We start from the raw sequence: 16,450 nt of genomic DNA on the forward strand, positions 1-16,450 counted from the left end.
CCGTTCCCTCGCCGAGGGTCGGAAGGATGCGCTGAGCGCTTGCGCTGTGCGGGAGCTGCCGTCTTTCACCTGCCAAAGCGCTTATGGGCAAAGCTGCCGAACGACTGACCTGACCGCATTCCCACCATTCGAAGAGGCACGCCGACCTGTGGCTCGCCGTTCAGGTATTGGAGCGCGGAGGCGCGCGCCCCTCCCCTTCAGCGCTCGGTGAACGCTTCGGAACGGGCGCGGAGGAACGGTTTGAAGAGATAGCTTAGAACGCTCTTCTTGCCAGTGATCACTTCGACATCGCAGATCATTCCGGGCGTGATCGGAAGACGCCGCGGTCCGCTGGTTAGAAAGGCCTTGTCGGTCTCGACGACCACGTTGAAATAGGCTTCCTTGCTAGCCTCGTCATAGATGCTGTCGGCCGAGATCTGGGCCACGCGGCCCGAAAGCCCACCATAGATCGCAAAATCATAGGCGGTGACCTTCACATTGGCGCGGTCGCCGACCTTGATGAAGGCGATGTCGCGCGGCGCGACGCGTGCCTCGACCAACAGCTTGTCGCCGACCGGAACCACCTGCATGATCTTTTGCCCAGCCTGAACGAAGCCGCCCTTGGTCGTGACCTGGACGTCATTGACGATACCGGTCGCAGGCGAGCGGATTTCGCTGCGCTCGCGGCGACCAGCCGCGCCACGCAGAGATTCCGAGTTGACCGCCATTTTCGCCATCAACTGGTTGCGCTCATCCAGCGCCTCCTGCCTGAACTGATTGCCGGCCTCGGAAAGCTGCGCCTCGGCCTCGCTGATCGCGGCGGCCGCGCGGGACGCGCTCTGCTCGGCGGCGGCGAGCTTGCCCCGGATTTCGGTGGCCTCGCGCTTCGCGGTCAGCAGTTCGGTCTGTGGGACAATCGACTTTGCGGCGAGCGGCTCGAGCATCGCAACCTGATTGTCGGCGAGCGAAAGGCTCGACCGGAGCGAGGCGATCGTCGCCTTCGCTTCGCTGAAGTCGCGCCGGCGCTGCTCGACAGCGGACTGCAGCGCAAGCTTGCGGCTCCTCTGCGTCGCGGCGCGCGCCGATTGCAGCGCGGCTTCCTGATTGCACTCGGCGAGCGTCTTGCCGCCATTGGCCGCGCAGTCTGCGCCGGCGACCCCGCTTCCCTCCCGGCCGAGGCGCGCGGCGCGCGCGGCGAGCGAGCGGTTCTCCGCCTCGATCTGTCCGATCGCCGACGAGGATTCGGTATCGTCGAGGCGAACGAGGAGTTGGCCCTTACGAACTGGCTGGCCGGCGCGAACGACGATATCGAGGATCGTCGCCGGTTCGGAGGACTGGACGATCTGCGCCTTGCTGGACGGAATCACCCGTCCCTGCCCGCGCGTGACCTCCTCCACCTTCGCAAAGCTCGCCCAGCTCGTAAAAACGAATATCCCGACTCCTGCCGTCAGGATGACCCGGCGTGTCCCCGCATAAGGGCGCGTTCTTATCATATGCCATTTCCTGCACTGCTGGTGTCATATTCTCCGGACTGCTGCTGCGCCATCATCCGCGCCGATCGGCTCGTTTCCTCGATGGGCGGCAGGGCAAGCTCCCACCCCTTCGCGGGATCGATACGCCCGCCTGTGTCATTCTCGGCGCGCCGATCCTGCAGCGAGGCAGCGCCGCCTTGCCCCAGCGAGGCCTTGATGAGGCCGCCCTCGCCGCCCACCCCCGGCTGCACCACGGCGCCGCGCGGCAGGATCGCAGGGATCGCTTCCCTTCCGCTGTAATGGCCGGAGAAAGCCCCCGGCATGCCCCAGCGGCCCGGCCAGCGATAGAAAATATGCGCGCCGATTTGCGTGATCTTCACCAGCTTGGGCGCCCAGTAGGGCGACACATAATTGGCGTGATAGTGGGTCGAATAGCCGACCGACGGCTCGACATAGCCACCAAGCGCCGCCGCGGCGACGTCTTCGGCCTCTTTCCAAGCTCGCGGGTTCGGCGCGCGTTTGAGCGATCCGTCGCACGTAAAGCTGAACTGGCAGACCGGGCGGTTCACGCCCTGATACACGACGCCGCAGACCGACTTTGGGAAGGCGGGATGCGCGGCGCGGTTGAGCACGACCTGCGCGACGGCGCGGCGTCCCGCCATCGGCTCGAACCCCGCTTCATAATAGACGGCCTGGGTCAGGCATTTAAGCGCCGTCATGCGCGCCACCTCCCCCACACCGACGGGATGGAACGGCCGCGCCGAGACGATCGGCGCCTGCGCAAATGGGATTGCCTCATTCAGCGCCACCGCCTTTTCGGGCGCATAGGCCGGGACCGCCGAATTGTCGCCGGTGAGTTCGATGAGCTTCTTCATTTCGGCGTCGGGGACGAAGGCAGCGGAGCCCTGCTGCTCGGAATAATCATTCTCTTCGGCGCCGAGGAAGCTCAGCACCTGACCCCAGATTGTTTCGGAAGTCAGAAGCGAGACAAGCATAGCGATGCCGACGAGCCACAGGATCGTGCGGCGATCGTCGGTTTGGGGCGGCGGGCCGTAACGGCGGATGGTGGCACCCGTCATGCCGGCGTCCGCTGGGCAAGTATCTCGTCGCGCGGGCCGTCAGCAACGATCCGGCCATTGTCCATGACGATGAGACGATCGACCAGTTCCAACACCGCCATGCGATGCGTCGCAACGACGAGCGTCGTTTGCGGCGGGATGGCGGTGCGGAGCCGCTCGACAAAGATCTGCTCGGTCTGGCTGTCCATCGCCCCCGTCGGCTCATCGAGAAAAAGGAGACGAGCGGGCGCCATCAGCGCGCGCGCCAAGACGAGGAAGCTTCGCTGGCCACCCGAAAGGCGCGAGCCGCGCTCTCCGATGTGAAAGTCGAACCCCGTCGCGTCGCGGCCGAGGAAGATATCGGCCCCCGACCGCTTGACCGCGTCGATGACCTCTGCGTCGCTCGCTTCCGCGCGCCCGACGAGGAGGTTCTCGCGCACGGTGCCACTGAACAGCTCCGCATCCTGGCCTACAAAGCGAAGTGTCGAGCGCAGATCGTGCGGATCAAACTGCCGGCTTTCGAGGCCGTCGATGCGGTAGCTTCCCGAGCCCGGCTCATAGAGACCGCAAAGCAGGCGTCCGAGCGTGGATTTGCCCGAGGCGACGCGGCCGATGAGGCCGACCCGCTCGCCCGGCGCAATGACCAGATTCAGCCCGCCGAGCGATTCCCGATCGGTCCCCGGATAAGAGAAGGAAACGTCGTCGAGTTGCAGCGCACCTTCGCGCACTTCGGGCGCGATCGACTGCGCGCCCATCTCGCGTTCGTCTTCCTGATCCATCAACAGCTGGAGGCTGTACAGGGTGACAAAGGCCTGGCGCCCGCGTGTCATCAAAAAGGCCAGCTGCCCGACAGGCGCCAGCGAGCGGCTTGCGAGCATTACGACCGCAATGATCGCGCCCATGGAAATGAGGCCCGCATTGAACAGATAGAAGCCGCCCATGATCAACGCGACGCTCGTACCCTGCTGACACAGGGTCGCAAGGTTGACAGCCGTCGCCGTCAGTCGGCGCATTTCTTCCTGCGTATAAGCATTGGACGCCGTCAGCCGGCGCCACTTGCCGAGCATGCGGCCCTCGGCACGGCAGGCCTTGACCGTCTCGAGGCTGCCGATCGACTCGATGAGCGTCGTCTGGAGCAGGCTTGCATCGACCTGCGCATCGGTCACCGCTTCGCTCATGCGGCGTTGGAGACGCCATCCCAGCACCAGCATAACGCCGGCCGCGATCACGGGAACGATGGCGAGCCAGCCGCCGATCACGGCGATCAAGCCGACGAACACGAAGAGGAACAGGATATCGGTGATGAGCACGATCGTCGTCGAGGCAAAGAAGTCGCGGACCTGCTCATATTCGGTGACGCGGCGCGCGAGCGCGCCGGTACTGCCGCGCTGGGTCGCGAGCGGAAGGTTGAGCACCTTGTCGAGGAGACGCTGGGAAAGGCGCGCATCGATGCTGCGGCCGACCTCGTCAATAAGGCCGGTGCGAGCGAGGCGAAGCGAATATTCAACCGCGATTGCAAAGATCGCGCCGAGTGCCAGAACCCAAAGGCTTGACGCAGCCTTGTTGGGGATGATGCGGTCGTAAACATTCATCGTGAAGAGCGGCATGGCGAAGGCGACGAGGTTGATTAGCAGCGAGGCGAGCATGACCCAGGCATATTGGTCCCGTTCCTTGCGAACCTCGCTCCAGAACCAGTGACGTCGCGGCGCGGCGTCCCAAGGCCGCTCGCGCGCCGCTTCGCTTCCAGGATCGTGGCGCACAATAACCCCGCTGCCCGAATAGGCCGCCTCAAGATGCGCCCGATCAAGTCGGATGTCGCTGCTGCCCGCCGGCAGACGCACGACGCATTTATCATCCTCAATCGCTGTCACGACGATGGGACGGTCGCCGGCAAGGAAAAGGATGGCCGGCACGTCTTCGGCCTTCCAGTTCGCGAGCGAACGGCGCACCAGTTGACAGCGAAGACCGACGGCCTCGAGCGCGTGGTCAAGCTGATCGAGGGGGAGCAAGCCGTTCTCGTCGAGCGCGATCCCCTTCTTGATCCGCGGTTCCGAAAAGGGCCGCTCGAACATCTCGGCGATCCGGGCGACGGCGCCGAGGAGTTGATCGCCGTGCGCAGGCGCCGCACCCAGTAGGTCAACGCTCGGCGCAGGCTGCGGAACCCGACGCCTACCGCCAATGTGGGCAGGAAAATTCATGCTGGGTCCCTGAGCGCTTCCGGGTTCACGGCAGGGGTCGGCTTGACCTCGAAGCGTTCGCGCGCGTCGGCGGTCGCGGCCTTGGGCGGCGCCACTTCCATTGCGTAGAGAAGGTCGTTCAGCGCGGCGAGCAGTTTGAACTCGGCATAGAACTGCGCGAATTTGGCCGTCTCGGTGCGGACCTGGACGTTGTAGCGGGTGTTTTGCGCATCGAGCACGTCGAGGAGCGAGCGGCGCCCGACGTTGAACTGCGCCTGGTACGAGCGGAGCAACTCGTCAGAGACCTTGCTCTGCTCTTCGAGTTCCTTGACGAGCTTGCCCTGCGCATCCCAGGTGTTCCAGGCAACGCGGACATCTTCTTCGGCCTCGAGGATCATCTGGTCGACGCGAAAGCGGGCTTCCTGCTCGCGGCGGTACATCTCCTGCACCTTCGAGCGCTTCGCGCCGCCGTTGAAGACGTCCCAGCGCATCACGACGCCGGCCTCAAGATCGTTGGTTTCGCCACGAAATCCGTCGATGTCGTCGCCGATGCGAGCGCTGCCCTCCAGCGACACGGTCGGCATGAGCTCCGCCTTCGCCTTCGAGACGACCGCATGGGCGGCGTCGAGGTCGGCCCGCGCCTCGCGCACGCGCGGGTTGCGCTCGCGGGCGCGATCAAGTGCTTCTTCGAGCGTCCCCGGGATGGCATTGGCGAGCGAGGGAGGAAGCATCCCGCCGTCAACCAGATCAAGACCCGTCAGAGTACGGAAGGATGCGGAGGTGTTGAGGAGGTCGAGGTTCGCCTCGGTGAGCCGTGAGCGCGCCGCCTGCTGGCGTTCCTCGGCCTGTTGCTGGTCGGCGATGCTGAGAGAGCCCTTCGAGACGCCCTCGCGCAGATCGGTGACGAGCTTGTCGTGGAAACCGATATTGTCCTCGGAAGCCGCCACGATGCGCTGCTGGAGAAGATAGTCGAGATACTGGCGCGTCACCTGAAGCGCGATGAATTGGGACCGTTCTTCGACGCGAAAGGCCGCGCCGTCGGTGCGCGCTGCCTGGCGCTTCACTTCCTGCCTCTTTACGCCGCCATCGAACAGGGTAAAATCCATCCGCACCGCGGCCTCGGCGGGAAAAAGTTCGTTGTTGGCGATGTCGAGCGAGCGGCGGGTGGCATTCTCGAGACGGCGTACGCCAACCGAGCCTTCGACCGAGATGCGCGGATAGAAAAGGCGCTGCGCCTGCTCGCGTTCGAACTCGATCGCGCTACGGTTCTCGCCCGCCTGATTGATCTCGGGATTGGTCTGCATGGCGGTTTCGACCGCCGACTTGAGTTCCAGACGCTGCGCCTGCGCGGGCCGCGCGTTCAATGCAATCACGGCGGCTGTCAGCAGCAGGATGGCAATACGCTTTCTCGGCATCATTCTTCCCCCCATTTGATCTCCTCCGGCGCGTCCCGCGCTCATGCCTGGCCTGCAGCAGCAGCCTGTTCGAGCTGCACTGCCGCGTGCTGTTCGGCCGTACCCATCACGAATGTTTGACCAAGCAGCGCGCTGCTCTCGCCCATCCAGCTGCCCGCGTCGGACAGCATCGCAGCAGGCGGCGGTGCTGCCTCACCCGAACTGCCAAGCATTGCGCCAAGATCGACAGACGGGCCTTCGAGCGCCGCCGTCACAAGATCGGAAATGCTCGCCGTTGGCGCCTGATCGGATGCTGCGTGTGCATCCAGGGTGCCTGGCGTTGCGGCGGCTGGGTCCGGAGTGGCGCCCTCGGGCAGGACCTGCTGGACGAGCCCTCCGCCGTCCACAGGTGCGGCATCGTGCAGCGAATCTTGCGAGCCCCCTGTTTCGGCTTCGCCCGGCAGCTCGCCATAGGGCCTCGCGCCCTCGGCCATATCGGCCGTCAGCGCGAGTTCGCTTTGCGGCGGGTCTTCGCTGCGGTGCACGGCATCGTCTTCCGGTTTGCCGATCTTTACAGTCTCAGGGCCCGTCCAAAACTCATGGACCATGCCAGCCCGCTCCGCGGACGTTGCCGCCCCTCCCGCTGCTTCCGGCGCGATCGCAGTAACCAGCGGCGGCGCGGCATCGACGAGCGGGGCGGTCGTAGGCTGCGCCGCAAGGGGCGCCGCGGCGACGAGGCCGGCGGCGAGCATCGCAGCCGAAAGACCGGTCGATCCCGGTGCCGTGCGCTGCTGCTCGGCGGCAAAATTGGTCGCGAAGGCGGCGTCGGCAAGTTTTCCGGTACTGCCGTCAGCGCGTGTGTAGGTGGCTTCGCCCCTCACCTGAACCTCGCCATTGGCGGCGGTGTAGCTCCTGTTGTCGGAGACGAGCGAGATGCTCACGATCTGCGCGTCGACGAGCGAGCGATACTCGCCCGGATCGGTTACGCCATTACAGTTCGCATCCTGCCAGATGCCGAACTTTGCGAAATCCTTGTCGGCAGCGTCGAGCTTGCCGTCGCCGTTGCTGTCGTAAGACCGGGCAAGGCCTTCGAGGTCGCTGACACCGGGCTTGCCGAACACCAGCTCGGAACCATTGTCGATTTTGGCGTTGCCATTCTTGTCGATAGCGAGAAGGCCGTCGTCGCGGCCCGCCCAGGCCGTTGTCTCGGCAACGCCGTCGCCGTCATAGTCGAAGGCGACGTTGGCCGCGCTCGAAACAAACTCGACGCCGTCGCCATCGAGATCGATAACGATCGGTGGTGCCAGCGCGGTGATCGTGATCGAGAGATTGGCGCTGGCGGTATCGCCGTCACGATCGGTGAGGACGTAGGAAAAAGTCTCGGTCGCGGTGACGGTGATCGGGGTCGGCGGCTGGTAGAGATATTGGCCGGTCGCGAAGTTGAGCGTAAGGGTGCCGCCCATCGGCGTTGCGACGGCGTTCAACGTCGATCCTGCGATCGACCCGCCGGTCGAAACCGCAATGCTCGACGTGCCGTCCCAGATATAGGTCGTCCCGCCCACGGCGATCGACAGGATGCGGCCCCCGTCGCCGCCGAAGGCGTCGTTGGCATCCAGGTCGCCGGTCACCGCCGACGGGACGATCACCGACAGCAATGTCGATACCAGGTCCTGGAAATCGTCCACCAGAATCGGGTTGTTTCCGGGCGCATCATTGACGTCGATATCGCGTAAACGCTGTATGTTGAGCGGCTGAAGGGGGTTGTTGTCGATGCCGATAGCGGTGACGTTGACGCCATTGCCATCGATAAAGCTGTTCCACGCACTCGCGACGACCGGCGTCAGTGAGTTGACGACCATGGGCGGAATGCCGGCGAACTGGACCTGCTGATTGGGGTTCCCATCGCTGAGGAAAAAAACCTGGTTGCTCGCGCCGGGAATCGCCGAAAAGTTCGCAAGTGCGGTCTGAATCGCACCGCTGTAGTTGGTGTTAAGGCCGATTTGCTCGGCCGAGGGCCGTTCGCCGCCCGCAAGCGGGTTGAGCCCGTCAAGATAGGCGTTTGCGTCGGCGGCGCTTGCGAATGTTGGCGATGCGAATGCACCCGAGGAGAAGATAACGAAGCGGATCGTCATTGCCCCAGTGCCGGCGGCGTCGAGCTGCGTGAGTGCGCCTTGTACAGCGCCGATCATCGTGTCGAGTTCGACGCTGTCGATACTGTCGCTGAAATCAAGGATGAAGAGGGTGTTCACGTCCTGTGCGGGCTGCGCAGAGGTGCCGGTCTCGCCAGCCGCGGTCGGCGCGTCATCTTCGATGACGACCTCGATCGCGCCGACGTTGGTGGTGGTTACGCTGCCGTCGAACACCGAGACGGGGACGAAGAAGCTCTTGATATCCTCGGTCCCCGACGCCGAATGGTCGACGGGCTTCGAAAGCGTGACGTTGTAGGCGCCATTCGGTGCGATCGTGATGCGGATGACCTCGACGCCGCCCGCCGACCCAATCAGCGTTCCTGTGCCAACGCCGCCCCAGGTCACGGGCACGCCGCCGGAGTTCAAGACAGGTCCGGGGCTGCCGAGGGCGACGGTCAGCGTCTCCCCCGCGTCGGCATCGGCAATGGTGAGCACACCTGCCGCCACCACATTATTCGTCGTATCGAGCGTCGGGTTCGGCAAGGCATCCGGGTTGCCGCCCGCAAGTCCCTCTTCGGAGACGCGGGCGATCGTGGTTCCGATCATCGGCGCATCGTTGGTTCCGAAGATGGTGATGGATAGCGACGAGGAAACCGAGAGCGTTCCGTCGCTGATGGTATAGGCGAAGCTGTCGACAAGGGTCTGTCCGGTGTCCAGCGCGTTAACCGCCGCCCGGTCCTCGTCGAGTGTGTAGGTGTAACTGCCGTCGGCGGCGATCACGAGCGTTCCATAGATCCCTGCGTAAGTGCCCGCCGAGGTTACGGTGATCGGTTCGAGATCAGGGTCGTTGTCGGCGACATCGGCGAACAGGCCTATCGGCGCGCTGCTATGGATGATGTCCTGGAGGACGTTGCCGATTGCCTTGGGATCGGAGCCACTCGCTCCGTCGAGAACCCAGTTGGTGTCCGCACGCGCGATCGGAAAATCATTGGCCCCGGTTATGATGATACGGATGGCCGCTTTCGATGTGTCGCCGTCGGCATCGCTCACGATATAGAAGAAGGTTTCGGTGAGAGTCTCGTCCGCGCCGAGCGCGATTACCGCCGGATCCCCCGCGTCGAGTTGATACCGGTAGTTCCCGTCAGCTTCGATAATGATCTCGCCATATTCGCCGGCGAATGCGGTCCCGATCGTTCCGGAAGCGCCTGCGAATTCGACGCCCACGACCTTGAGTTGACCATCGGCGCCGCTCCGGTCGGCCGCGCCGTCCATTCCGTTGTCATCGCTGCCGCCGATCCCAGTCAGCACATTGCCATCGGCAAAGCTCTGCCCATCGCGCGCCACATTATCCTCATCATCGACGGCAAGCGGCGCGTCATCGCGGATTGCGAAATGGCCGGTGATGTCGGCTGTCGCCGCGGCGGTGTCGCCGTCGCCGTCGGTCATGAGCGCCGTCAGCGTGATCAGATTGCTGCCCGAGAGGAAAAGCGTCTGGTCGGGGCCGGCATCCGGCGCGTGGATGACGGCGCGCGATTGGTCAAAGGTGACGATGCCGCCGCCGGCGACCGAGATCCGGAATACCTCATGTGACGCGGTTCGGCCATATACGACCCCGCCTTCGATCGAGAGGATGACGGCCTCGCCCGACCGGGCATCGACAAGTCCGCTCGCCCCCGCCTTGACGCCGAGCATATATTGGGCGGTCCCTGGCCCGTCGGCCCCGAAATCCGTTGAGACTGCAAACAGTCCCGAGAGATCGACCACTGCATTGGCCGAGAGATCGCTCTCGTCCACCACGAGAGTGGGCGCCGTACCTCCTGCCGATACCGAGGGTCCGTCGTCGGCGAAGCGGATATTGCCCCCAAGATCGAGGACCGCGGTGTCCGATTGCCGGTCCCCGTCGCGATCCGTGATCGTCGCCATGCCGCGAAGCTCGACGAGCCCAGTCGCGAGCTCGATAAATTGGGATGCGTAACTGCCGGCGACGCCCGGAAGGGGATGATCGATCTCGGCGAACTGCTTGAGCGTGACTATGCCCGTGGCGGAATTGACCGAAATCGAAAAGATTGGCGTGCCGCCCGCGCTCCCCAGTATCTCTCCGGAGACGAGAGCGAGCGTGACCGGCACGCCGTTGCTGGTCAGGGCGGTGGTCGCGTCCGCCGTGGCCATTGCAAGCGAGTAAGACCAGCTGACCTGCCCACCGCTGGCGGGGCCGTCGGCGCCAAAGCTTGCGCTCGCGATCGAAAAGGCGCCGGCAAAATTTGCGGTTGCAGTATCGAACGCAGCGCCGCGGGTGTTGCCATCGGCGGTCGTGAGCTGGATGCTGTTGGTGTCTGCGCTCGCCGCGTCGATGATCGGGCCGTCGTCGCGGAATACGAGGGCATTGCCCATCGAAATCGTCGCCGAGGCGCTGTCACCGTCGCCATCGACCACGGTCGCCGTCAAACGAATGACCGTCGACGCGAGGGACACACTGTCATCGGGGTTCGTCGTATCGGCATGTTTGATCGCGCGCATCTGGTCGAGGGTCGCGGTTCCATCAGGCGCAACGGTGAGCCGGAAGGCTATCGTCGAGGGCACGTCGAGCAGTCGGCCTTCGACGACATTGCCGTTGGCCTGGAGGATGATCTTTGATCCCGTCGCGACATCGGTGAGGCCCGAGGCAGTGGTCACGTCGAAGCGGTAATCGATGCGGCCCCCTGCCTGGTCGGCACCCAACACAAGATTGAAGAGTGTCCTGATGTCCGCGGTGGCGTCGGTTCCGAGGCTCGTTTCGTCGACAGTGAGCAGCCCGGCCGCTGATCCGGCGGCGGTGATCTGGGGCACATCGTCCGAGACCGCGACATGGACAATGCCCGAAGCTGCGTCGCCATCGGCATCAAGTGCTACGACCGCGATCGAGCCAAGATCGGCCAAATCATCGCGCGTCACGTCGGGATGCAATCCGTAATTCTGAACGAGCGTCGCGGTTACGGTCGCGCCGTTTCCGCTCACGCCGAGTTCGAGGACGACCACCGGGTTGAGATCGGCATCCAGGCCGATGATGCGGGTCTCAGATTCCAGTTCCCAGCTGAGGCCTCCATCGAGACCCGCCAAATCGCCGAACCCGATCGAAACGATCGCATCGGAGCCCTGCGCGAAATGGATCGTACCGCTCGCCGAAACGGGCTGAGATGAGGGCGACGAGCCGCTCTCGAGATGCTGATCGTCTACGGTGAGGGTGATGGGCGCGCTTGCCGTCGGCCCCGCACCGTCAGCGACGCGGATTTGCTGGACGGCGGATGATGTATCGCCGTCCCCGTCGGTGATCGTATAGGTAAAGTCGGCGTGGACAGGAAAAACGCTCGTCTGGACGGCCGGATTGAAGCTCCACGCGCCGCTCGCCTCGAAACTGTAGGTTCCTGCGGAATTGGTATATTCCGTGGTGCCGGCGGCAGCTATTGCGATCGTGACACTCCCGATCGTCACCGAGGTGACCACGGCGCCATCGGCCCCGCCACTGTCATTCTCGAGGAGGTCTCCGGTGATGGCTGGCGCGTCTTCGGCGACCGTGATCGAGGGTTCTGGATGCGCGATCGGCGCATCGTCGACAATGGTGACGTCGAGGCTCGATGTTGCCGCCGAACCGTCGCTATCGGTAATGGTCACCACGAAGCTGTCGCGGAGCGCGGTATTGGCGGCGCCGGTGTGAAGGAGGCTGTTGGCGGTGAGTTCGTAGCTGTAGCTCACCGTCCCGGCGACAAGTTCGCCGCTTGAATCATATACGCCGTCGAAGCCGGTGATAGTCAGGATGCCGAGGTTGGTGACAATCGTAAGGCCCGGCACGATGTCACTGCCGTCGAACAGCGTCTGGCCGCCGATTTTGATCGATGCAGCGCCATCTACCGCGCTGAAATCGAAACTGCCGCTCTGGATGAGTGCGGACAAGTCTTCGACCGTACCGCCGGGCAGATTGGCTTCGGAAACAGTCAGTTCGCCGCCGGCAGCCGAAAGGCCGGTTATGGCGACGCCGTCATCGCGCCCGCGGATGGTTAGGGTCAGCGTGGCGGTGGCCTGATCGCCGTCACCATCGGTGATGGTATAGGTGAATGTCTCGACGAGGACGTCGTCGCTGTCGAGACCCTGAACATCTATATTGTCGGGGTCGACGACATAGACGTAGCGGCCGTCCGACTCCAGTTCGAGCGTTCCATAGGCGCCCGCTGTCAGACCGTCGACTTCGCCACTGGCGCCTTCGAAGGTCACGGCGGTGACGCTCGCCCCGTCGGCCCCGGCGGTATCGGCGCTCCCGTCGCTGGCGTTGGCATCGCTTCCGCCTGCGCCGGTCAGCACATTTCCGTCGGCTCTTCCCGCGCCGCTCGTCTCCAGAAAGTCCTCTTCGTCAACCGCAGTCGGCACGTCATCGACGATCGCGATACTGAGGGTGCCGATAGCGCGGTCGCCATCAAGGTCGGTTACCACCACGGCGAAAGTCTCGGCCGCGTCGTCGCTGCTTGCCGGATCGGTGAGAGTATAGCTGTACGTGATACTTCCGGCGGAAATGCCGGTAATCGTCAGCGTTCCGAAATTGCCCGCAATAAGCTGCCCGATGGCGGTAACTTCGACCCCGCCGATCGTGATCTTTCCAAGTCCGTCGACGACGGTGTAACTGATCGCGCCCGACGTGGTCGCTGTGCCGCTCGCCGGGTACGAACCAACGGCAAGCCCTGCTTCGGCAACGCTCCGCCCGTCGTCCGAGCCGTTCGGCAGGCGAAGCGTCACGCCGCCGTCGCCGATCGCGATGGTTAGCGTTGCGCTCGCCGTGTCGCCATCGCCGTCTGTGAGTTGATAGGTGAAAACGTCGTTGACGCCGCCCGCCGAGCCGGCGTTGCGGACATAGCTGTAACTGCCGTCGGCCAGCAGCGTAAGCACGCCATAAAGACCCGCGATCGGAACGCCTGCGATCCCGCTGCCCGAAGCCCCGGTGACCAGAGTCACCACTGCGCCGTCCGCGCCCGTGAGATCGGCGCCTCCGTCATTTTCGGCGTCGGTGATCACGTTGCCCGTCGCCGCGGCGAAGCTTCCCGCGGGGACGCGGTCGATGTCCGCGGTCGCGACGGGTGCATCGTCGTTTATGTCGATGACGAAGCGCGTGCTCGCGCTATCCCCATCGCGGTCGGTCACGGTCACATTTATCGGCTGGGTCGCCGGCCCGATAGAGTTGGTCGCGAGCACGAAGGCATATTCGATCGAATCCGGGTTGATCGAGATGACATAGAGCATACCCCTCTCGAGCTCGATCGTCTGTCCCTCATCCGTGATTTCGACGCCCTCGATGGTTATCTTCGCCGGACCGTCGGGAGCCTTGAACGCGATGACGCCTGTCGTGACGTCGGAACTGTCGCCAGACCGCGAGCCAGGCGCCCCGCCGTCGTCGCGTTCCGAAAGTCCGGCCTCCTCGACCCGGGTCCCGTCCTCGCCCGGAACGGGCGCGACAATGCTGACGGCGCTATCCCCGATCCGGATCGTGAGCGTCGCGGTCGCCGTGTCTCCGTCACCGTCGGTCAGCCGATAGGTGAAGACGTCCGACACGCCGCCCGGCGTGCCGGAATTGCGGAGATAGATATATGTGCCGTCGGCCGTGATCAGCAGTCGGCCATATTGTCCGGCGATCGGCGCGCCGGGCGGCGAGAAGACACTCCCCTCGCCCGCGGCGATCCCGGTCACAAGCGCGCCGTCGGCGCCCGGTGTATCCGCTCCGGCGGCGCTTGTAGCAGTTCCCGCACCAGAGATCACATTCCCCGTTTGCGGCGTGTAGGTTCCGGGCAAAACATCGTCGATATCGGCGCGCGCTGTCGGCGTGTCATCGGAGATGTTGAGCGTTAGCGTTGCGGTCGCCACATCGCCATCGCGGTCGGTGACAATGATCTCCACAATATCTTTGGCATCAGCAGCGGTGGTGTTGTCGGTGAGCGTATAGCTGTAACCGATCGCACTCGGCGCAATGCTGGTGACGGTGATAAGCCCCAGCGGCGTCGCAATCGTCTGGCCGACGACCGTGACGGCAGTCCCGCCGATGGACACTGTGCTTGGGCCGTCTATCGAACGGATTTCGATGGTGCCGCTGATCGTCTCTGCTTCGGAGACTTGGTCGGAGCCGGCGGGCTCGGTCCCCCGCGCGGGAAGCGCTGCCTCCGCCACGGTGGCCGTGGCGGAGGCAGCCCCAGCCGGCTGATCGGGGGTAGTGATCAGAATCGCCGGCTTGTTGTCGATGGCGTCGGGAATGAGTTCGCTGTCGTCGACAGCAGCCAATGCAAAGTCGGTCGAAGGAAGCAGGTCGCCAAGGCCGAAGGCATTGCCGATGTCGCCGGGCGTCTGTTCGAAATTGCCCCCCGAGCTTTGCGGCGCCCCCGCGGCTGGTTCGGGTTCCTGACCGGCGATCAGAGCGGCGACGGTGGGAGCCGGAATATTGATCGTGCCGATCTTGATCTGCGGAATATGGAGCGCGCCATCGACGATGATCAACACCTGACCGTCTGGGAGCGTCACAAGCAGATCGTTGCCCGAAAGCCTGATCGCATCGAGGCGGGTACCGGAGGGCAACTGGATCACACCGTCGACAGGGATTATCCGCTGCGCGCGTGCCGCAAGGAGCATGAGAGGCGTCGCCGCTGCTACGTCTGGCGCTGCTTGCCGGGCATTAGCAGCATCAGCGCCCTCGAAATGCTTCCGATCCCGACCTAGCTCCATTGCTCAGTTAGCCCCCTTGAACACGCACTCACCAGCGCGAGACGCTTGCCTTGTTGGGAAACCAACAAAGTAGGCGACAAGCGCGTTTCACCCGGACCGATGACGGTCAGGAACCGGGTTATCCGCAGCTGTGATTGTGCCAGGTTCTACTTTGGCGACCTGTGCCCGTGCCCTCTCACTGTTACGGCAAATACAGTCCTGTGCCCGTGATTCTGCAATGGCAATTTCCGGTGACTGGCACTATACTTTTGTATGAAATCATTATCTTTTGGGTTAAATATTAGTAAACTTAATGAAAATAATTTAACTGATTATCTATAGAGTGTTACATTATGAGAATCTGTTCCGTAAAGGTCACCTTAAGATTGAACGAGAGACGAAGTTACCCTTGCTATTTTGCGATTGAGTGACCTGTATATCGGTGTTTTCGGCCTTTCGATCTCTATCGCAGGACAGCGATGACCTCCATGTCTCCAACAACGCGATCGCCGCGAAGCAATCGATACCGACCCGTATAGCGTCCTTTTGCCCACCCCTCGCCGGTGGGACGCTTGCCGCTGTAGGCGAACCAGCTGAGGCCGCCGTCCTCGATGACATCGACTTGGCGGTGAAGAGTGCCGCCCCCGGGTGCGACAATGGTGAATTCCTGCTGGTCCCCAGCACGCGCGCCGAACACGTCTGCCCACAGGATGATGGGGGCGCGAATATCGTCGAGGCCTGGTGCCGGATCGCGCTCTGTCACGCCGCGAGGGGGTACGACGGACGCCAACCCGGCCGCGATGACGCCGGCCGGGGCGTAGGCGAGGCGGGATGCGCTTCGATGATCCCAAAGGTTCGCAGCGATGGGATCAATACGGCAATTCGGAGCCCCGCCCAGCGGGAGGAACGGATCAAGAGCCATCCCGCCGCTCCGAACGGTGAAATGGAGATGCGGATACTCGCTGTTTCCGGAAAGACCGATCAGGGCGATCGGCTCGCCTGCCGTCACCTTCTGACCGGGCCGAACCTTGAGGCTGCCTTGGCGAAGATGGCTATATTGCGTTTCCCAGCCCCCGCCATGGTCGATGACCACCGCATTGCCCGCGTCCTTACCTCCCTCGATAGCCCTTGCACGGACACCGACGTCCGGTTCGCCATCGCGAATACGCACGACTGTGCCGGCTTTGGCGGCGAAGACGCGAACGCCCTGCCGCAGGTCCGCCATGGTACGGACCCGGATATCGGTCCCGTCATGTCCATCCGTCGTCAATTTGCCGCAGCGAAAGTCGCTGCGTCCGGCGGCAGGGTCATGATCGAAATATTTCTGGATGAGACAGGTCTTGCCCTGCTCGCAATCGACCGGAAATACGAACTCCGGCCCTTGTCCCGGCGCGGCGGCGGTCAGAGCCAACAGGGCGAACGTGAGATCGAGGAAGGTCATGGGATCGCGTGTCGCACCTTATCGCATCGAAGCGTCGGCAGCATAAACACTGAGCGACACCGGCCGCCGCCAAGGGGGCTATGGCGGCGGAC

Annotated in this window: 6 protein-coding genes; all 6 read right to left on the minus strand. The window is 63.8% G+C overall.

The features are described from left to right. Positions 1 to 197: 197 nt before the first annotated feature. Positions 198 to 1,472, minus strand: a complete 1,275-nt coding sequence (locus ATE67_RS15775; protein WP_058817627.1) for an HlyD family type I secretion periplasmic adaptor subunit — start codon at positions 1,470 to 1,472, stop codon at positions 198 to 200. Beyond that, positions 1,469 to 2,530 carry a cell wall hydrolase gene (locus ATE67_RS15780; RefSeq protein WP_058817628.1) on the minus strand — a complete coding sequence of 354 codons (1,062 nt, stop codon included), beginning with the start codon at positions 2,528 to 2,530 and terminating at the stop codon, positions 1,469 to 1,471. Before ATE67_RS15780 ends, ATE67_RS15775 begins: the two co-directional genes overlap by 4 nt. Continuing rightward, positions 2,527 to 4,707, minus strand: a complete 2,181-nt coding sequence (locus ATE67_RS15785) for a type I secretion system permease/ATPase (RefSeq protein ID WP_058817629.1) — start codon at positions 4,705 to 4,707, stop codon at positions 2,527 to 2,529. Before ATE67_RS15785 ends, ATE67_RS15780 begins: the two co-directional genes overlap by 4 nt. Next, complete coding sequence (locus ATE67_RS15790; protein WP_156417078.1) at positions 4,704 to 6,101, minus strand: TolC family outer membrane protein; 1,398 nt, start codon at positions 6,099 to 6,101, stop codon at positions 4,704 to 4,706. Before ATE67_RS15790 ends, ATE67_RS15785 begins: the two co-directional genes overlap by 4 nt. A 41-nt stretch (positions 6,102 to 6,142) precedes the next feature. After that, positions 6,143 to 14,845, minus strand: a complete 8,703-nt coding sequence (locus ATE67_RS15795) for a DUF5801 repeats-in-toxin domain-containing protein (RefSeq protein WP_058817631.1) — start codon at positions 14,843 to 14,845, stop codon at positions 6,143 to 6,145. 535 nt (positions 14,846 to 15,380) lie between these two features. Beyond that, positions 15,381 to 16,358: a M23 family metallopeptidase gene (locus ATE67_RS15800; protein ID WP_058817632.1), complete on the minus strand. Its 978-nt coding sequence runs from the start codon at positions 16,356 to 16,358 to the stop codon at positions 15,381 to 15,383. Positions 16,359 to 16,450 lie beyond the last annotated feature (92 nt).

This window comes from Sphingopyxis sp. H050, assembly GCF_001468265.1.
Taxonomy (GTDB): domain Bacteria; phylum Pseudomonadota; class Alphaproteobacteria; order Sphingomonadales; family Sphingomonadaceae; genus Sphingopyxis.